13 protein-coding genes are annotated in these 19,103 nt (G+C 61.4%); 5 read left to right on the forward strand and 8 right to left on the reverse strand.

The genetic code is table 11. The features are described from left to right. The first annotated feature begins 100 nt into the window (after positions 1 to 100). Positions 101 to 1,834, forward strand: a complete 1,734-nt coding sequence (locus tag ABIE32_RS13480) for a diguanylate cyclase domain-containing protein (protein ID WP_429016859.1) — start codon at positions 101 to 103, stop codon at positions 1,832 to 1,834. Between the two features lie 127 nt (positions 1,835 to 1,961). Here ABIE32_RS13480 and ABIE32_RS13485 read toward each other — a convergent pair whose 3' ends face one another. Both ABIE32_RS13485 and ABIE32_RS13490 read right to left on the reverse strand, forming a co-directional pair. Beyond that, positions 1,962 to 3,881, reverse strand: coding sequence for an Ig-like domain-containing protein (locus ABIE32_RS13485; protein WP_429016862.1), 1,920 nt, complete (start codon positions 3,879 to 3,881; stop codon positions 1,962 to 1,964). A gap of 284 nt (positions 3,882 to 4,165) precedes the next feature. Continuing rightward, positions 4,166 to 4,348 carry a hypothetical protein gene (locus tag ABIE32_RS13490; protein ID WP_429016864.1) on the reverse strand — a complete coding sequence of 61 codons (183 nt, stop codon included), beginning with the start codon at positions 4,346 to 4,348 and terminating at the stop codon, positions 4,166 to 4,168. 883 nt (positions 4,349 to 5,231) lie between these two features. Between ABIE32_RS13490 and ABIE32_RS13495 the strand changes: the two genes are divergently transcribed. Beyond that, positions 5,232 to 6,194 (forward strand): midcut-by-XrtH protein, encoded by a 963-nt coding sequence (locus ABIE32_RS13495; protein ID WP_429016866.1) that lies wholly within the window; start codon positions 5,232 to 5,234, stop codon positions 6,192 to 6,194. An 868-nt stretch (positions 6,195 to 7,062) separates the two neighbouring features. Here the strand turns inward: ABIE32_RS13495 and gloA are convergent. From gloA to ABIE32_RS13525, 6 genes are all read right to left on the reverse strand, one after another. Continuing rightward, the gene (gene gloA / locus ABIE32_RS13500) at positions 7,063 to 7,515 is read right to left on the reverse strand and encodes a lactoylglutathione lyase (protein WP_429016869.1); all 453 of its coding nucleotides are present in this window, start codon (positions 7,513 to 7,515) and stop codon (positions 7,063 to 7,065) included. Positions 7,516 to 7,758: 243 nt separating this feature from the next. After that, positions 7,759 to 8,544 (reverse strand): peptidylprolyl isomerase, encoded by a 786-nt coding sequence (locus tag ABIE32_RS13505; protein WP_429016870.1) that lies wholly within the window; start codon positions 8,542 to 8,544, stop codon positions 7,759 to 7,761. A 48-nt stretch (positions 8,545 to 8,592) separates the two neighbouring features. Beyond that, positions 8,593 to 8,877 (reverse strand): BolA family protein, encoded by a 285-nt coding sequence (locus tag ABIE32_RS13510; RefSeq protein ID WP_429016872.1) that lies wholly within the window; start codon positions 8,875 to 8,877, stop codon positions 8,593 to 8,595. Between the two features lie 72 nt (positions 8,878 to 8,949). Next, the gene (locus ABIE32_RS13515) at positions 8,950 to 9,516 is read right to left on the reverse strand and encodes a septation protein A (RefSeq protein ID WP_429016873.1); all 567 of its coding nucleotides are present in this window, start codon (positions 9,514 to 9,516) and stop codon (positions 8,950 to 8,952) included. A 228-nt stretch (positions 9,517 to 9,744) separates the two neighbouring features. After that, the gene (gene msrB / locus ABIE32_RS13520) at positions 9,745 to 10,155 is read right to left on the reverse strand and encodes a peptide-methionine (R)-S-oxide reductase MsrB (RefSeq protein ID WP_224152363.1); all 411 of its coding nucleotides are present in this window, start codon (positions 10,153 to 10,155) and stop codon (positions 9,745 to 9,747) included. After that, positions 10,152 to 11,648: a protein adenylyltransferase SelO gene (locus tag ABIE32_RS13525; protein WP_429016954.1), complete on the reverse strand. Its 1,497-nt coding sequence runs from the start codon at positions 11,646 to 11,648 to the stop codon at positions 10,152 to 10,154. Before ABIE32_RS13525 ends, msrB begins: the two co-directional genes overlap by 4 nt. Positions 11,649 to 11,939: 291 nt before the next feature. Here ABIE32_RS13525 and smc point away from each other — a divergent pair, with 291 nt between their 5' ends. The 3 genes from smc (at position 11,940) to ligA (ending at position 19,010) form a co-directional block, all read left to right on the forward strand. Beyond that, positions 11,940 to 15,467, forward strand: a complete 3,528-nt coding sequence (gene smc, locus ABIE32_RS13530) for a chromosome segregation protein SMC (protein WP_429016877.1) — start codon at positions 11,940 to 11,942, stop codon at positions 15,465 to 15,467. 112 nt (positions 15,468 to 15,579) lie between these two features. Continuing rightward, positions 15,580 to 16,734, forward strand: coding sequence for a cell division protein ZipA C-terminal FtsZ-binding domain-containing protein (locus tag ABIE32_RS13535; protein WP_429016879.1), 1,155 nt, complete (start codon positions 15,580 to 15,582; stop codon positions 16,732 to 16,734). Positions 16,735 to 16,883: 149 nt separating this feature from the next. After that, positions 16,884 to 19,010 carry an NAD-dependent DNA ligase LigA gene (gene ligA, locus ABIE32_RS13540; protein ID WP_429016881.1) on the forward strand — a complete coding sequence of 709 codons (2,127 nt, stop codon included), beginning with the start codon at positions 16,884 to 16,886 and terminating at the stop codon, positions 19,008 to 19,010. The last annotated feature ends 93 nt before the right edge of the window (positions 19,011 to 19,103 follow it).

Consider the following 19,103-nt stretch of genomic DNA (forward strand, 5'->3'; position numbering starts at 1 on the left):
TGTTATTCCTATCAACTTATCCTGCGAGGCTTTGGCGTGCCGCAATGCGCGGGATGTCCGGATGCCTATGTAATGCAAAGAATGCCTTGCCTGATCTGCCATGCTCACCCGTAAAGCCTCATCGCTGACGATCTCCCTGATTCTGCCTTTCGTGATGCTGATTGCGCTGCTGACAGGCGTGCTCGGCGTGCTGTGGTACTGGACGGGCAGCAAGACCGTCTCGACCCTGTCGCAGCAGCTGATGGTGGAGATGGCCGAGCGCATCAGCCAGGCGGTCGACCGGCATATCTTCAGCTCGCGCTCCATCATCGAGGCCTCGTTTCCCGAGGGCATGTACGCCTCCGGCAGGCTGCAGGACGAGATGCCCGCACTGCGCACCCGCCTGTGGGCCGCAACCTCGCTGACCGGCAATGATGGCGACTACGTGTACTACGGCAACCAGAGCGGGCAGGGCATTGGCCTGCTGCGCAAGAGCGAGACGGTGGCAGAGCTGCGGCTGAAACTGCGCGCCGAGGATTTCCGCAACATCTATATGGTGCCGGGAATCAAGGCAGCTCCTGTTCTGCTATCTACCGAGAAGCAGTTGTTCGACCCGCGCACACGCCCCTGGTACACCCTGGCCCAGGCGGCAAAAGGCCATGTGTGGACGCCGGTGTATATCGACTTCAATGCCCGGGATCTGGTGATGACGCGCGCACGCAGCGTTCATGCCGAGGGTGGTGCGGTCATCGGCGTGGTGGCCACCGATGTGCTTCTGAACAATCTGCGCCGGTTTGTCGATGCCATGCCGCTGGCCAAGGGGGCCAGTGCCTTCATCATGGAGCCCAATGGGGATCTGATTGCCGCCACCGGGCTGGAGAACATCCGCTATACGGCCGGTGCGCGGCCCAGCCGTGTGAATGCCGGTGCGTCAGGCGATCGTTTGATCGAAGTGGCCTACGAAAAGCTGCGTTCCCGGTTTGAGGGCTCGATCGAAGTGGCGGAGACCTCGCTGATTTTCGATACGGATGGAAAGGCCATCGAAGTGGCCTACCGCCGGATCACCGATGATGCCGGTCTGAACTGGCTCGCCGTGGTGGCCGTGCCGCACCAGGAGATGCTGGCCGGCATTCGCTCGCACGTCATCCTGGTGGTTGCGCTGGGCCTGCTGGCCTTGGGGACTGCCCTGGGCCTGGGCCTGCGCATCTTCGGGGGCCTTGCCCATGACATGCGTTCGCTCACGCACGCGGTGCGCCGCGTGGGGCAGGGCGAGATCGATGCACCCATCGGGGTTGCCCGCAATGACGAGATCGGGGAGCTGGCCAGCAATGTGCACCACATGCGCCACCGGCTGTTTACCGATCCGCTGACAGGTGCCTCCAACCGCAGTGCGCTCACGCATATTCTGGACACGCTCACCAGAAAACCGGCCAACGGAGCCCTGCCGGTGCCTTTTGCGGTCCTTTTCATGGATCTGGACAAGTTCAAGCCGCTCAATGACCGCTGGGGCCATGAAAACGGCGACCTCGCGCTCATCGAGGTGGTGCAGCGCATCCGCAGCATTCTGCGCGGCAACGACATGCTGGCGCGCCTGGGGGGCGACGAATTCGTCGTGGTGCTGCAGGGGGTGGAAACCCAGGAGCAGGCCAGCATGGTGCGTGACAAGATCATGGAAGTGTTGAGCAAGGCATTCACCAGCCTCAAAGGCGTGCCTGCGCACGAATCGGTTCACCTGGGGGCATCCATCGGTCAGGCGATCTATCCCGCCGATGGCTCCGATGCGCAGACCCTGCTCAAGCACGCGGACCGGGACATGTATCGCCAGAAGGCCAGGGCCCATGGTGACGCCCTGTAGCGCAGCGGGCGCGGCCCCTGGTTCAATCGCATAGCGGCTCCCGAGTGCGGAGTTCCCTCCGTTGAAGCGTGGCAAGCGGGAATCGGCCACCGCCCCATGAAAAAGCCACCCGAGGGTGGCTTTCCGATCAGCGCTGGTGCCTGCGGATGCTGCGCAGGCCGAGCACAGCCATCATGACAGAGAGCACAAGCGTGATCCACCCGGTCAGCGAGGGCACCTCGGTTGGCACGGGCGTTGCGCTGATGGTGATGTCTTTGGTGGCCGTGCTGTTGCCAGCCGTGCCATTGGTAGTGGACGGGCCCTGTTGCGTGGGTGTTCCTTCCACAATGCATGTCACCACGGCCCCTTCGGGAATGTCGGCGGGCGACGCCCAACCGACAGCACCGCGACCGGATGGGGTGACCATGGTGCAGGCCTGCGGCCCCTGGCTCACTCCGGGCGGAAGGCCGGTGGCGGTGCATTCTGCCCCTGCGATGTCGGCGCTGCCCTGGTTCCTGCAGGTGTAGCTGCCTTGGTAAGGCCGATCAATGACGCCGGTGGGCGGCAGACCTTCCAGATCGATCACCAGATCGGGCGCTCCCTCGACGGTGATCTGTTTGGATGCGCTGTTGTTGCCTGGGTTGGAATCCCCATCGGTATCCGTGGTGCCAATGGTGGTCGTCACGCCCTTGTCATTGGTTGGCGTGCCGGTGACCGCGCAGGTGACCACTGCATCCTTGGGTATGGCATCGCCTGCATGCCATACCGTACCGGCAGGGCTCATCGTGCAGATGCCAACGGCCAGCCCGCCGGGCAGGGGCCCCGTCGTGCAACGGGTGCCTGTCAATGCGTCGGCAGTGCCCTGGTTCGTGCAGGTGAAGGAGCCTTCATAGGGGACCCCCACGGTGGCGGTTGGCTTGATATCCGTCAAATCCACCACCAGGTCCGGAGCGGTGACCGTCATTGTGACCGTCGATGTTGCGCATTTGCTCTGGTTGGGCGGCGGCAGGCAGACCTGATAGCTGAACGTATCAACGCCGTGGAAGCCTGGGGCCGGCGTGTAGAGGAACTGGCCCGGGTAGTCCGGATGCGGCGCGACCGTGCCACCGTTGGCCGAGGAAGGCTGAGGCGTAACGGAGCTGCCTGCCGGTACAAACGGGTCATTGGCAGTCAGATCGAGCGGCCCCGAGGCAGTATTGATGCGCGTTGCCCCTGAGTCGTTGGCCGTGACGGGAGGATCGACAAAATCCTTGGTGATCTCCGTCGGCACCCATGAATCGGGCAACTCCGTTTCGGCTGGCAGCCCGGGCAATGCCTCTTCGCGAACAGCCACGTTGTCGAGCTCGAAGCCCGATCCCCAGAACCGGATTTTCCGGATGACGGTGGTGCCGAATCCGGTTGTGTCGTTCAAGACATAGTTCAGGTAGACATAAGGCTCCCCGGCATTGGCCGGGGTGCCGAAGAATGGGTTTCCGTTGTACTGGGTCCGTGTATAGGTTGTCGTTCCGTTCAGCGCCTTCATCGTCGTGTTGGCTGGGTCGTTCAGGAAGCGCATCAGATCGTTGGTGGTCATGCTCGTGAGCACGTTGTCATGCTCGTCCAGCAATTCCACGTTGTTGCCATTGGAGCCGGCCGACCACCAGAAGCCGACATACCGCGCCGGCTTTGTCAGGGTGATGGTGACGCCGGCGGGGCTACCGGCGTTGCCCGCGTTGAGGAAATGGGAGCCGCCTTGGCCCAGTGCGGTATCGGTGCCCGCGCCCCCATATTGGTTGGCGCGCGAGACATCGGTATTCCCGCCCGGTGCGACGGCATAGGTGCCGATGGCCCAGGCGCCGGAGGCCTTTGCTCCAGGGGTCTCGTTGTTGAAGGTCTCTATCGCGTAATTCTGTCCGTAGGTCGAAGACCACGGCAGGGCGCCATCGGGAACGGCGGCATTCCGGGCCGCATTGAGGGACGGTTGGGAGAGATACAGCGTCAATTGGCTGGCCTGGACGCTACAGGCACTGAATCCGGCAAGGCTGGCAATGGAAAGGGCACGGCGAAAACGAAAATCTAATCTCAACATTACAACAATTTGCTACATATTTAACCAAAAGGTAAGTGTAACTGAATGATCAATGAGAATAGAAATTAGGGTAATTTCTAGCAAATAATTCTATATAAAAAATCTATTTTTTACAAAGTTTGACCTTTGAAGGTGATGTGCGGACGCCTGCGCCCCAGCGGGCACGGCCTGAATGATCGATGGAGTTGCAGTGAGTCCGCAGTAGGCTTGTGCCGCCAAGCATGCTTCATCGTCAATCGCTGCGCGACGTGTGCCTGGCAGTTCAGGCGGCGCAGTATGCCGAATCAACGATCAGCCGCCGCATGGATGTTGGATGGCCGTGTCAGGCTGATGTCAACGGCGGGGTGTGCCGCATCGCCCATGGTCGAACTCCAGACATCCAGCATCGCCGTATCCGTGGAGAGCAGGGGGCCCATGCCCGAGCGCCCGAGGTTGCCCACGGAGCATTTGGCTCCTGGCGCTGACACGTTCGAGCTGCTGCTGCGTGCCGCGCAGACAGAGATCGACCGCCGCGAGGGCTACGAGACCCCGCTACGCGCGCCGCACTGGCCAACTGAGCCCAACTACTTCCGAAATGGAAATGCCGCAGCCCTCGGCCAATAACTTGCAGAAGGCGTGGGAGTGGTCGCAGAAATCGCCCAATTTCACCCCAACCCGGAGGAACGGTGGGTTTGGGGCGCCCGGCTAGGGGCACCCGCAGAATTACTGTCGTGGCGCGAGGAGATCGTAAACACGTTCTAAAACAGCGAGACGCCGAAGTGGCCGCACTCTGCGACCAGATGAATACCGAGCGCAGCTTGAACGAAGATGCAGGCGATCAGGTGTGTAGAAGCGATAAAAACCACTCGGAGGATAGCGGATCAAGTCTGAGAGTAAGCAGACTTATCGCGTTTTGGAGGTCGCCCTCTAGGGCGTCTGACTTGATTGATCAAGAACACTTTTGTCAACTCCCGGAGTCCGGCTGGGCCAAGACCTTGAAGCGTCTTCAGGTGCCCAGGACGTAGCCCCGTGACTTGTTCTACCGTGAAGAAACCGTTGCGATGAAGCGCATTGAGTGTCCTGGTGGACAGCTTCCCGGTCAAAGGGGTTTCGCTGGTGGTCATTGAGTTCATACAAGCTTGCCCTAGAGGTGGATTCGAACATTCACATCGTTCTCGGCTGTTGAGGAAAGCGTGTCACCGTCGACCCTTCCTCATGTCCAACGGCAACACACTCACCCAGATTCACGCAGGGCGGTAGCAGATTCCGCTACCTATCGTGAAAAGCTTAATTCCTTATTAATGTAACATTAATTCACAATTTGGAAAAATAAAGATACATTGCATTCACGCCCTAACTTAGAGGTGTGACATGTTCAAGACAAAGCTGGCAACGAACCGCAATGTCCTTAGTGGGCTAGCGTTTGCAGGTGGTGTGGGGTTTCCGCTGTCGACTCTGGCTCAGGCAGTACAGGGAAGCTGTGCCATCTCGCTGGGCTACGCACCACTGGCCGTAGCAAGCACCGCCACCCCAGTGCCAAGCGTCACGACCTTGGGTGTTGTGGCCTTGTCCGCCGTAGTGGCCTGTGTGGGGCTGATCAAGTTCAAGTCAACGCGTTGCAAGGCGTTGATGACTGCGGGGCTGATCGCTACAGCCTCTTTTGGCATCCATCAAGGAGATGGGCTGATTCGTGAAGCGCGTGCCGCTGTGGCTTACGTCTTCGATAGCCCGACTGGCGGCACGGTTGCGGACGCAGCGTTGCCTTATGCCGATCCTGCTGCGCTGCAGACTCTCACGAACACTTCAGGTGTTGCTGTGCGGATTGTGAGCAATGCCAATTCGGCGGATACCGGGACATGTCAGGTTGGATCGACTATTCCTGCAGGAGGTTCCTGCACAACATTGCCTGCTTGTACTCCACCGCCCACACCTGTGTTGCTCCAAATGGATGTGGTAACACCTCCTTCGGTTGTGTGCGATGGCAATCAAGTGATTCTTGCTGCATGGGGCCCTCCGCCGCCAAAGAGAGGGACTAATTCAGAATTAGCAGGCGAAGGAATGTTGATGGCCCAGCCTCCGACTTTTTCACCAGCAGCCCCAAGTCCGGTAGTCACCTTCACTCCGCCGCCTCCTTACCTGTCCTTATTGTTTGATGGTGCAGGACAGCCAACAAATCTTGCGGAAGCCAGGGCTCCAAGGACGGCAACAGTAACAGCGGTGGCTCCGAGCGGGTACGGATTTGGTCCAAATTTGGAGTCAACTCTGACATGGCAAACAGCTTTGGACTGCACATATCGATCGTTTGGCATGGTATATCCAGATGAACCAGGTTGAAAGATATCACTTTGCTCAAGATTTGAACTTACTGGTAATTAAATTAAATCGAGACTAATTCGTTAGGCGACCACTGCCGAAATTGAACGAGCCTCCCAAGTGTCATATACACTGGGGAGGCTTTTTGGATTTTTACGCCTATTTTCAACAGAAAGCGCAGCAGGTACTTTCTAGGTCGTAATTTTACGGGAGTACTATTGGATCCTGAGTAGCGCAATCATACGGAAGATCCCAGGTCATACTGGGTGAGAGGTTGGCTCCAAAACCATACCCTGCAGGAGCGGTAGCCTCTACCGTAAATATTCCTGTAGTTAATTCAGTCACATTGGTAATAGATCCATTTTGATCGTAAATGGCTTGAGTCGCATTTCTTGCATAACTCGACGTAATAGTTGCACCTGCAATGTCAAATGATGGTGGAGTGCTTAGCACCGGTGGATAAGCATGCCAAGAACCTAGTTCTGGGGAGGTCGAAATCCTGGGATACGTTCCAATTTTTGTGTCGTAGTTGCACCCAACATCAGGAGGTGCGAGGACTGCTATGGGTTGCACAACAGGATCAGGAGGAGTGCACGCATAGGCTTGCGTCGTACATGAAGCTCCTGGCGCTAGCTCCGCATTTACTGCGCAGGTTCCTGTCTCGGAGGCATTGCCATTTGACGTAATCTTGATGCGTCCGCCGCTCGTGTTGGAGACGGTGAGGGTCGGCGCTGGATTGGCATAAGGAACCTGTGTATCGGATACCGTACCTCCAGCGGGGTTGGAAAACTCGTAGGGTCCTGCTGCTCGAACCAATGATGGGCGGGCTGATACTGGGCCACCCATGAAAAAGCCACCTCTGCGGGTGGCTTGGCAGACTAACAATAGATCAAGAATTTCGCAGCGCATCAACAGGGCCGCTGGCGGCATCTTGTCGGCCGCTCATGTAAGTCCTTGAGTTTTCTTGTATCAATTCGATTTTGTAGCCATCCGGGTCGGTCACGAAGGCGATCACCGTGCTGCCGCCTTTGACCGGGCCGGCCTCGCGTGTCACGTTGCCGCCGTTGGCCTTGATCTTCTCGCAGGCGGCGTAGGCGTCCGGCACGCCCAGCGCAATGTGGCCGTAGGCCGTGCCCAGCTCGTACGATTCCGTGCCCCAGTTGTAGGTCAGCTCGATTTCCGCCTGGCCGGGATTGCCGCCCTCGTAGCCCACAAAGGCGAGCGAATACTTGTACTCCGGGTTCTCGGAGGTGCGCAGCAGACTCATGCCCAGCACTTGGGTGTAGAAATCGATGGAGCGTTGCAGGTTGCCGACGCGCAGCATGGTGTGCAGAAGACGCATGGGGTGGTTCTTTCTTGTTGGGGCGCAGCAGTCGCCAATGGTTTGGCAGGTGCTTGCAGGAGCATGGGCGCTCGGAGACAGGCGGTGGCTTTGCACATTGCCTTCACCTCGCAGGCCAGGCCTGCAGCAGGACTGCGCGCGGGTCTGAAAACGTTAGTTTATCGGTGGCGCGATCCATCGTGCGCCACAAAAAGCACAACCCCTGCGCGGGGCAGGGGTTGCAGGCTGAAGGCGCAAGGAAGATTATTCGACCTTGGCCTTTTCACGCAGCTCTTGCTGGTACTTCTGCACTTGCTGTTGGCGCAGTTGCTGCACGATCTGTGGCTTGACTTCGTCAAACTTGGGCAGTTGTGCATCACGCATGTCGTCCACACGGATGATGTGGTAGCCGAACTGGGTCTTGACCGGGGTGTCAGTCATCTGGCCCTTCTTCAGCTTGGTCATGGCTTCCGAGAACTCGGGCACGTAGTTGGCGGCATTGCCCCAGTCCAGATCGCCACCGCGCTGGCCCGATCCAGGATCCTTCGATTCCTTCTTGGCCACGTCTTCAAACTTGGCACCCTTCTTGATCTGGGCGATCAGGGCCTTGGCCTTGTCTTCGCTGTCCACCAGGATGTGGAAGGCATGGTATTCCTTGCCCTGGTTTGCGGCGACAAACTTGTCGTACTCGGCCTTGGCGGCAGCATCGGTGACGGGGTGCGACTTTTCGTAAGCGGCAAACAGCTCTTGCGTCAGGATGCCTTGGCGCGCCAGTTCCATCTGACCCTTGAAGCTGTCGGTGGCGTCCAGGCCCTGGGCCTTGGCAGCCTGCGCGTAGATTTCGCGCTCGATGATGGCTTCCTTGATCTGGGCTTCCTGGTCAGCCGTCACGGGGCGACCACTGCGCTCCATTTGTTCCTTGAAGGTCTGCATCAGCGATGCAGGTACGGGCTTGCCATTGACGATACCAATGTTCTGAGCCATCGCGGGCAGTGCAGCAGCACCCAGCAGAGCAGCTGCAACCAGGCCGGACAAGAGCTGTTTTTTCATGCGAAATCCAAAATATTTATCAATGAAATGAAATATACACCAGTGATTTCATGGTTTTGGTGTACTGAGGACTTCAATGGCAAGGGCATGTAAACCCGCGTCAATGAATGCTTGCAGCGCATCATACACAAGCCGGTGCTGGCCGATGCGCGATGTGCCGGTAAACAAGGGTGAAGCGATGCGAACCCGGAAATGCGTACCCACACCCGTGCCATTGGCACCGGCGTGGCCCGCGTGCTGCCAGCTCTCGTCGATGACTTCAAGCTGGGTGGGCGCGAGTGTATTGCGCAGCACGGCGTCAAGGGCGGCGGCAGTGATGTCCTGGGTTTGCATGGTGACTATTGAAACGATAGCTGGTGGCGCTTTGTGGAAGGGCGCCGGAGAGGTCAATCTGTCTGGTTCTTCTTATTTGGGCAGCGAATCCGGGGCCTTGCTGGCGGGTGGCGCTTCCTGGATGTGGCGGCTCAGGTACAAGGCTTGCGCCACTACGAAGGCGAGCATCAGGCCCAGGCCGCCGAACATCTTGAAGGTGACCCAGGTATCCAGATCGAACTGGTAGGCGACCCAGATATTGATAACGCCCATGACGAGAAAGAAGATCGCCCAGCTGTAGTTCAGCTTGTTCCAGACATTCTGAGGCAGCTGTACCTGGGCAGACATGAGTTTCTGGATCAGGTTCTTGCCCATGATCCAGTAGGCGCCCAGCAGCACGGCGGCCATCACCCAGTACAGCACGGTAGGCTTCCACTTGATGAAGGTATCGTTGTGCGAGATGAGGGTGGCCCCGCCGAAGATGACGATCACCCCCAGGCTGATCCATTGCATGGGTTCGACCTTGCCGGTCTTCATGCGCAGGTAGGCAATTTGCGCAATGGTGGCAACGATGGCCACGCCCGTTGCCACAAACACGCCCCATACCTTGAAGGCGACAAAGAACAGCAGGATAGGGAAAAAATCGATCAGGAATTTCATATGCAGGGCAGTCTGGAAGGGCGCAGCGCGTGGCGTGTTGGAGTCGTTCTTGTAGTCCCGCAGTCTGCGGCGCAGTGTTTTGTCTGAAAGGCTGTCAATGATACGCGAGCCCACTTGCCCAGACTTAAGCTGCGCTGAAGACGTTGCTTGATCTGCCGCAATGCGGCGAATGGGTGAGAACGCGGCGATGCGGAAAAGTTCCGCCGCACTGCCGCGCCGCGCTCACCCTCACTTCGCGTCTTCGAAATCGAGCGAGGCCGAGTTCATGCAATAGCGCAGGCCCGTAGGCTGGGGGCCATCGGGGAAGACATGGCCCAGGTGCGCGCCGCACTGCGCGCAGACGGTCTCCACCCGCACCATGCCGTGGCTGCGGTCCACATTTTCGGCAATGGAGCCAGGAATGGCCTGCGAGAAGCTGGGCCAGCCGCAGCCCGCGTCGAACTTGGTGTCACTGTCGAACAGCTTGGCGCCGCAGCACACGCAGTGGTAGCTGCCGTCGGCCCAGTGCTGCTCGTACTTGCCGGTGAAGGGGCGCTCGGTGGCGGCATGGCGCGTGACCTGATAGGCCGCGGGCTCGGCGTGTTTGGCAGCCAGCTCGGCTTGCCATTGGGCCTCGGTTTTCTGGATGGGAAAGCTCATGATGAACAACTGATGGCAATGTGTTGCGCCCAGTCGGGCGGGAGGGCTGCCAGGTCTTCGCAGCCCGCATGTTCCTGATATGGCGCTGCCAGCACGCTTTGCAAGCGTGCAAAGGGCGCCCAGTCGCCGCGCTGCGCGGCCTCGATGGCCTGCTGGCCCAGGTGGTTGCGCAGCACGTATTGGGGGTTGGTGCTGAGCATCAAATCGGCTGCTTGCGTACTATCAGCGTTCGCCAGAAGCTCCTGATACTGTAGCAGCCAGGTGTCAAAAGCCGCATCGCCTGCAAACCAGTGGGTAAGGGCAGGGAGGCGGTCATTTTTTACCGCTTGCGACAATTCGCGCCAGAAGAGGGTGTAGTCCACCCGGTGCTGCTGCATCAGGGTGAGCAGCGGGTTGGCCAGGTCGGCAATGCGGGCGGCCTCGCCTGGCAACCCCAGCTTGGTGGCCATGGCGGCGAGCATGGCGCTCTCCAGCGCGGGCTTGTAGGCATCAATGGCGGCAACGGTCTGGTCCTCGTCGTCAATCAGGGGCAGCAGCGCCTGGCCCAGGCAGTAGAGGTTCCAGTAAGCGATTTGCGGCTGGCGCGAAAAGGCATAGCGGCCACTGCTGTCGCTGTGGTTGCAGATGTGGCCTGCATCGTAGTGGTCCAGAAACTGGAAGGGGCCGTAGTCGATGGTCAGGCCCAGAATACTCATGTTGTCGGTGTTCATCACCCCATGGCAAAAGCCCACAGCTTGCCATTGGGCCACCATGCGGGCAGTGCGTTCGGCAATATCAGCCAGCAGGGCCGCGTAGCGCGCCGGGGTGCCGCTCGCGTGCTGGGCAGCGCTGGCAAAGTAACGCTGCACCACGTAGTCGGCCAGCGCGCGCAGGTGGTCCAGCTGGTTGCGCGCCGCAAAGTGTTCAAAATGGCCAAAGCGCACAAAGCTGGGCGCTACGCGGGCCACCACGGCAGCGGTTTCCACCGTCTCGCGGTACACCGGCTGCGGCGAGGTGACCAGCGACAGCGCCCGCGTGGTGGGAATGCCCAGCGCGTGCATGGCTTCGCTGCACAGGTACTCGCGGATGGACGAGCGCAGCACCGCGCGGCCGTCGCCCATGCGCGAGTACGGCGTCATGCCTGCGCCCTTGAGCTGCAGCTCCAGCCCTTGTCTGCTGTCCTGCTGGTCTGGCGCCGCCAACTCACCCAGCAGGATCGCGCGGCCATCGCCCAACTGCCCAGCCCACTGGCCAAACTGGTGGCCGCTGTAGACGGTGGCCATGGCATCCATGCCGGGCAGCAAGGCGTTGCCGCCCAGCACCTGGGCTGCCGCTTCGGTCTGCAGCCACTCGCTGTCAAAGCCCATGGCGCTGGCCAGGGCGCCATTGCCTGCGTTCAAGGCCAGCTGTGGCATTGGCGTGGGCTGCAGGCGGGTGTAGAAGACGGGTGGCAACTGGGCAAAGCCGTTGATCCAGCGGGCGCCGGGCTGCAGGGCAGCCAAGGCTTCGGCCATGGGTGGGGAAGAGGTGTTGGACAGGGTGGAATCCATGCAGCCATTGTCCGCGCAGGCTTTGCCCTGTGTGCGACTGTGTTTATTGTCAGCTCTGATGGGAATTTTGTTGCGCGCGCAATCTTGTTGCGATGTCGCAAGTTTTCAACGCCGATACAGCCCGCTGCGCAGGCAAATGGCCTGGGATGGATGCTTTTGCCCGTGGCAGGCAGGGCTTGCACGGTATTATGTCGGCCTGCCATTCATTGTTTGTTCCACGCCATCGATCCCGACCGAGAAAAGTAAAAAAGCACCGTGCGTCTCAATTCCATCAAGCTTGCTGGCTTCAAATCGTTTGCGGAGCCGACCAATTTCATGCTCCCTGGCCAACTGGTGGGCGTGGTGGGGCCCAACGGCTGCGGCAAGTCCAACATCATGGATGCGGTGCGCTGGGTGCTGGGTGAATCCAAGGCGAGCGAGCTGCGCGGTGAGTCGATGCAGGACGTGATCTTCAACGGCACCAACCATCGCAAGCCGGCCAGCCGCTCCAGCGTGGAGCTGGTGTTCGACAACAGCGATCACCGTGCAGGCGGGCAGTGGAGCCAGTACACCGAAATTGCCGTCAAGCGCGTGCTCACCCGTGACGGCACCAGCAGCTATTTCATCAACAACATGCCGGTGCGCCGGCGCGATGTGCAGGACGTGTTCCTCGGCACCGGCCTGGGCCCGCGGGCCTACGCCATCATCGGGCAGGGCACGATCAGCCGCATCATCGAATCGCGCCCCGAAGAGCTGCGCCTGTTCCTCGAAGAAGCCGCTGGGGTCTCCAAATACAAGGAGCGCCGCCGCGAGACCGAGAACCGCCTCAACGACACGCGCGAGAACCTCACCCGCGTCGAAGACATTCTGCGCGAGCTGAACAACAACCTCGAAAAGCTGGAAAAGCAGGCCGAGGTGGCCGCCAAATACAACGCGCTGAACGCCAGCGCCACGCTCAAGCAGCAACAGCTGTGGTTCCTCAAGCGCAGCGATGCGGCAGAAGACCAGGAAAAGGTGCGGATCGAAGGACTCAAGGCTGTCAACGACCTGGAGTCGCGCATGGCCGACCTGCGCCATGTCGAGGCCGATCTGGAATCGATCCGCCAGGCCCACTATGCGGCGGGCGATACCGTCAACCAGGCCCAAGGCAAGCTCTACGAGGCGACAGCCGAGGTGGGTCGGCTGGAGGCCGAAATCCGCTACGTGGTGGAAGGCCGTCAGCGCGTCGAAAACCGCCTGGTGCAACTGGCCGAGCAGATCGCCATGTGGATGGTGCGCAAGGAGGAATCCGAGGCCGAGCTCGAAACCCTGACCGGCCAGGGCATGGACGCCGAGGAAAAGGCCGAAATGCTGGCTGCCCAGCTTGAAGAGCAGAGCCAGCAATTGCCTGACATGGAAGATGCGCACCGCCAGGCGCAGCAGCGCGCCAATGAGCAGCGTGGCGCCGTCACCCAGGTGCAGCAGCAGATCCAGGTGCTGGCCGCCGAGCAGCGCAGCCTGAACGAACAAAGCCGTGGTCTGGAAGTGCGCAGCGAGCGCCTGCGCACCGACCGCAATGCCATGGCAGCGCCCGACGAGGCGCGCCTTGCCAACCTGAAGCAGCAGAACGATGAAGCTGCCGAGGCCGCCGAGATTGCCGAGGCGCGGCTGCTGGAGCTGCAGGACAGCGTGCCCCAGCTCGACGAGGCGCGCCGCGAGAAACAGCAGCAGGTCAACAGTGAAGGCGCCCGCCAGGCCGAACTGGCCGCGCGCCTCGATGCCCTCAAGGCCCTGCAGGAAAAGGTAAAGACCGACGGCAAGCTGCAGCCCTGGTTGGCCAAGCATGGCCTGGACGGATTGCAGGGCCTGTGGAGCCGCATCCAGATCGAGCCTGGCTGGGAAAACGCGCTGGAAGCGGCGCTGCGCGAGCGCCTGTCATCCCTGGAAGTGAGCCGCCTCGACATGGTGCGCGGCTTTCTGGGCGCCGGTGCGCAGGATGCGCCGCCTGCGCGTCTGGCGTTCTACAGCCTGCCGCAGGCTCCCGGCGCCGCGCCGCAAGGGCAGATGGCCCAATTGGCCGACCTGCTGCGCGTACACGATGCAGGCCTGCGCGCCGTGCTGTCCGACTGGCTGTGCGGCTGCTACACGGCCCCGACCCTCGACGAGGCGCTGGCGCAGCGCGCCCGCCTCAAGGCGGGCGAAACCATTTTTGTGCCCACGGGCCACGCCGTCAGCAGCCATAGCGTGAGCTTTTACGCGCAGGATTCCGAGCAATCGGGCATGCTGGCGCGGGCCCAGGAGATCGAACACCTGGAAAAGGAGCTGCGTGCGCAGTCGCTGATCGGCGAAGAAGCCCGCAACGCCCTGGTGCGCGCCGAATCGGCCTATGCTGATGCATCGCAGCGCCTGGTAACGGCCCGCAACGATGCGGCCGAAACCCGCAACCGCGCCCACGAGCTGCAGGTCGAAACCCTGCGCCAGACCCAGTTGGCCGAGCAGGCGCGCGCACGCACGGCGCAGCTGGATGCGGATCTGTCGGAAGTGACGATCCAGCTCGAAGAGATCCAAGAGCGCCGCATTGCCGCCGAGGCCCGTTTTGAAGAGCTGGACATGCAGCTGGCCGATAGCCAGGAGCGCCACGCGCAGCTGGACGAGCAGGTCTACGAGTTCGAGCGCAAGCTGACCGGTGCCCGCGAGCAGCTGCGTGCGCTGGAGCGCCAGGCGCAGGAGGCCGTGTTCGGTCAGCGCAGCATGGATGCACGCCGCGCCGAGCTTGGCCGCACCATGGAGACGGCCATACAGCAGGCCAAGGCCCTCGCCGATGAGCAGGTGCGCGCCCAAGAGGAGCAGGGGCGCCTGAACGACGCAGCCGCCCAGGGCGGCCTGCAGGACGCGCTGAACCTGAAAATGGAGCGCGAAAAAGAGCTTGCCGCGCGCCGCAGCGAGTATGACGACTTGACCGCCCGCCTGCGCGGCAGCGACGAGCGCCGCCAGCAGTTCGAGCGGGATCTGCAGCCGCTGCGCGACCGTATCACCGAATTCAAGCTCAAGGAACAGGCCGCGCAACTGGGCCTGGAGCAGTACACCACCTTGCTGAACGACGCGCAGGCCGATATGGAGGCGCTGGCCGCATCCATTCAGGAAGGCAATGTGCGCCTGACTGGCCTGCAAAGTGAGATTGACCGCCTGCACCGCGAAATCGACGCGCTGGGCGCCGTCAACCTGGCAGCGCTGGACGAGTTGAACCACGCCCGCGAGCGCAAGACCTTCCTCGACTCGCAGATGAAGGACTTGACCGAGGCGATGACGACCCTCGAAGACGCGATCAAGAAGATCGACGCGGAGACGCGGCAATTGCTCTCGGGCACCTTCGATACGGTGAACCAGCACTTTGGCCGCATGTTCCCCGAACTGTTTGGTGGCGGCCAGGCCAAGCTCATCATCACCGGCGACGAGATTCTCGACTCTGGCGTCCAGGTGATGGCGCAGCCGCCCGGCAAGAAGAACCAGACCATTCACCTGCTGTCGGGGGGTGAGAAGGCGCTCACGGCGATTGCGCTGGTGTTTGCGATCTTCCAGCTCAATCCCGCACCGTTTTGCTTGCTGGATGAGGTGGATGCGCCGCTGGACGACGCCAATACCGAGCGCTACGCCAAGCTGGTGGCCAGTATGAGCCGGGGAACCCAGTTCCTTTTCATCAGTCACAACAAGATTGCCATGGAGATTGCGCAGCAGCTCATTGGTGTAACAATGCAGGAGCAGGGCGTTTCGCGCATCGTGGCCGTGGATATGGAATCCGCGCTGACGATGGCCGAATCGGTCTGATGGATACGGATACGCGGCCTGCGCACACCCGGTGGGAGCATGCTTTTCGCAAAGCGATGCCCGCTGTTCGCCGTTGTGTGCGTCGACCCTGGGATATTTACAACGAAATCGTATGAGTAATTTTCAACTGGCCCTGGTCATCACCTTTGGTGTCATTCTGGCGCTGTATGTCGGCTTCAACACCTGGTCTGCCCGCCGCAACGAACCCAAGAAACCCAAACCCGAAGAGGTTGGCGGCGCACTGCCGGTGGGCGAGGACGACGCGCGTTTCGAGCCCGGCTTTGACGGCAAGGTAGGCGGTGCCACGGGCGACCCGGTGCTGGATGCCCAGCTGGGCGGGCAGGGCCCGCGCCTGGGTGGCAACCTGGGCGGCAATGCCAGTGCAGACGCCTTTCCCGCAGGCGCCGTGGCGCGCAGCGGCAACCCGGGTACCTACCTGGGTGACCGCCAGCAAATACTGGATGCGCTGACCGACGCGATTGCACCCGTCCATACTGATGGCATCGTCTCGGGCAATGCCGCCATTGCTGCCATGCCCAGCAGTTTTCGCGCGGGCAACAAGGCCTTCAACATCGAAGGCATGAACCAGGCAACCCAGACCTGGGAGCTGCCCAAGGCGGGCGAGCGCTACACCGGCTTCCAGGCGGGCATTCAGCTGGCCAACCGCCACGGCCCGATGAACGAGATCGAGTTTTCCGAATTTGTCGGCAAGGTGCAGCAGTTTGCCGACACCATCGGCGCCTCGCCCGATCTGCCCGACATGCTGCAGGAAGTGGCCCGCGCCCGCGAGCTGGATGCCTTTGCCAGCGAGCACGATGCCCAGCTGGCCTTCATGCTGCGCGCCAAGCGCGCTTCGTGGAGCCCCGGTTATGTTGCGCAGGTCGCCGCCAAGCACGGCTTTGTGCCTGCAGGCCCTGGCCGTATGGTGATGCCATCCAGCATTGCGCAGATGCCATCCATTCTGGCGCTGACCTACGATGCCCAGGCAGCCTTGGCAGATGACCCGGAGCAAAGCGCGCTGCGTGATGTGCTGCTGAGCCTGGATGTGCCCCACGTCAGCCGCAGCGAAGCGCCTTTCGACAAGATGCGTGCTGCCGCGGAAGCCCTGTGCGCCGAGATGGACGGTGTGATCTGCGACCAGAACGGCACGCCACTGCCGGTGATGGTGGTGGACCCGATCGCGCAGGACCTGGAGAACCTGTACGACCAGCTCGAAGAACGCGAGCTGGCAGCGGGCTCGCTGGCGGCGCGGCGTTTGTTCAGTTGATAAAAAAATGAGCTGTTGGCGCTTGTCCTCAAAGCATTTCAGATAGATTTACGTTTGAAATCCTTTTGTAGCAAGCGCGAGCAGCTATTCTTTTGACAAGGCGGGTGGGCGAAGAATGCCACCCGCCTTGTGCTTTGGAAGCAAGTCTCATGGCTGATACTTTTGATCTTTTTTCGACTCCGGCGCACGCTACAAAGGCGCAGGCAGCTATCAAAATAAAAGCGCTGCGCGACCAACTGGTTCGCTGGGCGCACGAATACTATGTGCTCGACACGCCGAGCGTGCCTGATGGCGAATACGACCGCGTCTACCAGGAGCTGGAAGCACTGGAGAAGGCGCACCCCGAACTGGTGACGCCCGATTCGCCCACCCAGCGGGTGATTGGCGCGGTGCTCGACGGCTTGACACCGGTGCGCCACGCGGTGCCCATGCTCAGCATCCGCACCGAAACAGACAACGAGGCCAGTGGTGCGGAGGCTTTCGATACGCGCATCCGCAAGGAGCTGGGGCTCGATGCCTCGGCCCCGCCCGTGGAATACGTGGCCGAGCCCAAGTTCGATGGCCTTGCCATGAACCTGCGCTACGAAAACGGCCTGCTGGTGCAGGCCACCACACGCGGGGACGGCGAGATTGGCGAGGACGTGACGCACAACATCCGCACCATCCGCCAGATACCGCTCAGCCTGCCACAGAACGCGGGCGTGCCCCCGGTGCTGGAAGTGCGGGGCGAAGTCTATATGCGCCGCGATGACTTCGATGCGCTCAACCGCAAGCAGGAGGCCGCAGGCGGCAAGACCTTCGTCAACCCGCGCAACGCGGCGGCAGGGGCGGTGCGCCAGCTCGATTCCAACATCACCGCGCAGCGCCCGCTGTCATTCTTTGCCTATGGCGTGGGTGAAGTCACCCCTGCGGCTAGCGGTGGGCCGGACTGGCAGAGCCACTACGCCATGCTGATGCAGATCAAGGCCTGGGGTTTTCCGGTGGCGCCACAAGTCTGCCTGGCACGCGGAGCGGGCGAACTCGTCGCCTTTCACCAGCGCATGGGCGCAGAGCGGGGCAGCCTGGGCTACGAGATCGATGGCGTGGTCTACAAGGTCAACAGCCGGGCGCAACAGCGCGAACTGGGTTTTGTCAGCCGCGAGCCGCGCTGGGCCGTTGCGCACAAATACCCGGCGCAAGAGATGGTGACGCGCCTGGAGGGCATTGACGTCCAGGTGGGCCGCACCGGCAAGCTCACGCCTGTGGCGCGCCTGGCTCCCGTGTTTGTGGGCGGTGTCACCGTCACCAATGCCACCTTGTCGAATGTGTTTGACATCCGCAAGAAGGGCGTGCGCGTGGGCGATCAGGTGATCGTGCGCCGCGCGGGCGATGTGATTCCCGAGGTGGTGGGCCGCGTCGCTCCTGTGCCGGGTACCGATGCGGCTTTGCAGCCGGGGCCGCGTAGCCCTTATGTGCCCAACTTTCACATGCCTGTCGCATGCCCCATCTGCGGCAGCGCCGTGGTGCGCGAGAAGGGCGAGGCCAACCACCGATGCACCGGCGGCCTGTTCTGCCCCGCGCAGCGCAAGGAGGCCATCCTGCACTTTGCCGCCCGCCGCGCGATGGACATTGAAGGCCTGGGCGACAAGCTGGTTGATCAGCTTGTCGACGCCGGTGTGATCCGCACCTTGCCCGATTTGTACAAACTGGGGATCGCCACCTTGTCGGGCCTGGAGCGCATGGCCGAGAAATCTGCACAGAACGTGCTGGCGGCGCTGGAATCATCCAAGAAGACCAGCCTGCAGCGCTTTCTGTTCGGCCTGGGGATACGCCATGTGGGCGAATCCACCGCCAGGGATCTGGCCAAGCACTTTGGTGTGCTCGATGCGATCATGGACGCCTCGGTCGAAGCGCTGCTGCAGGTGAACGACGTGGGCCCGGTGGTGGCGCAGAGCATCCACACCTTTTTTGCGCAACCGCACAACCGCGAGGTGGTGGAGCAACTGCGCGCTGCCGGGGTGCACTGGGAAGAGGGCGCGCCCGCCGAGAAGCCGCCGCAGATCCTCGCTGGCATGACGGTGGTGTTGACCGGCACCCTGCCGACCATGGGCCGCGACGAGGCCAAGGACCTGCTCGAAGCCGCTGGTGCCAAGGTCTCGGGCTCGGTCAGCAAGAAAACCAGCTATGTGGTGGCGGGCGCAGAGGCCGGCAGCAAGCTGGCCAAGGCCGAAGAACTGGGCGTGCCCGTGCTTGACGAGGCAGGCATGCTGCAGTTGCTGAAAACCGGTCAGGTTTGATGGCACAAGAGGAGGGTGCCAGGACTACCAGATGCCGTGGCGCAGTATGGAGCGGTGTGATCAGCCTTGAAGGGGCTTGTGTCACCTTCAGAG

It is taken from the genome of Comamonas sp. 4034 (assembly GCF_050434545.1).
In the GTDB taxonomy this organism is placed as follows: domain Bacteria; phylum Pseudomonadota; class Gammaproteobacteria; order Burkholderiales; family Burkholderiaceae_C; genus Comamonas; species Comamonas odontotermitis.

Bases quoted from the DNA above. Each gene is read 5' to 3' on its own strand.
- ABIE32_RS13480 (WP_429016859.1), top strand. From the start codon at position 101: ATGCTCACCCGTAAAGCCTCATCGCTGACGATCTCCCTGATTCTGCCT.
- ABIE32_RS13485 (WP_429016862.1), bottom strand. From the start codon at position 3,881: ATGTTGAGATTAGATTTTCGTTTTCGCCGTGCCCTTTCCATTGCCAGC.
- ABIE32_RS13495 (WP_429016866.1), top strand. From the start codon at position 5,232: ATGTTCAAGACAAAGCTGGCAACGAACCGCAATGTCCTTAGTGGGCTA.
- gloA (WP_429016869.1), bottom strand. From the start codon at position 7,515: ATGCGTCTTCTGCACACCATGCTGCGCGTCGGCAACCTGCAACGCTCC.
- ABIE32_RS13505 (WP_429016870.1), bottom strand. From the start codon at position 8,544: ATGAAAAAACAGCTCTTGTCCGGCCTGGTTGCAGCTGCTCTGCTGGGT.
- ABIE32_RS13510 (WP_429016872.1), bottom strand. From the start codon at position 8,877: ATGCAAACCCAGGACATCACTGCCGCCGCCCTTGACGCCGTGCTGCGC.
- ABIE32_RS13515 (WP_429016873.1), bottom strand. From the start codon at position 9,516: ATGAAATTCCTGATCGATTTTTTCCCTATCCTGCTGTTCTTTGTCGCC.
- msrB (WP_224152363.1), bottom strand. From the start codon at position 10,155: ATGAGCTTTCCCATCCAGAAAACCGAGGCCCAATGGCAAGCCGAGCTG.
- ABIE32_RS13525 (WP_429016954.1), bottom strand. From the start codon at position 11,648: ATGGCCGAAGCCTTGGCTGCCCTGCAGCCCGGCGCCCGCTGGATCAAC.
- ABIE32_RS13535 (WP_429016879.1), top strand. From the start codon at position 15,580: ATGAGTAATTTTCAACTGGCCCTGGTCATCACCTTTGGTGTCATTCTG.
- ligA (WP_429016881.1), top strand. From the start codon at position 16,884: ATGGCTGATACTTTTGATCTTTTTTCGACTCCGGCGCACGCTACAAAG.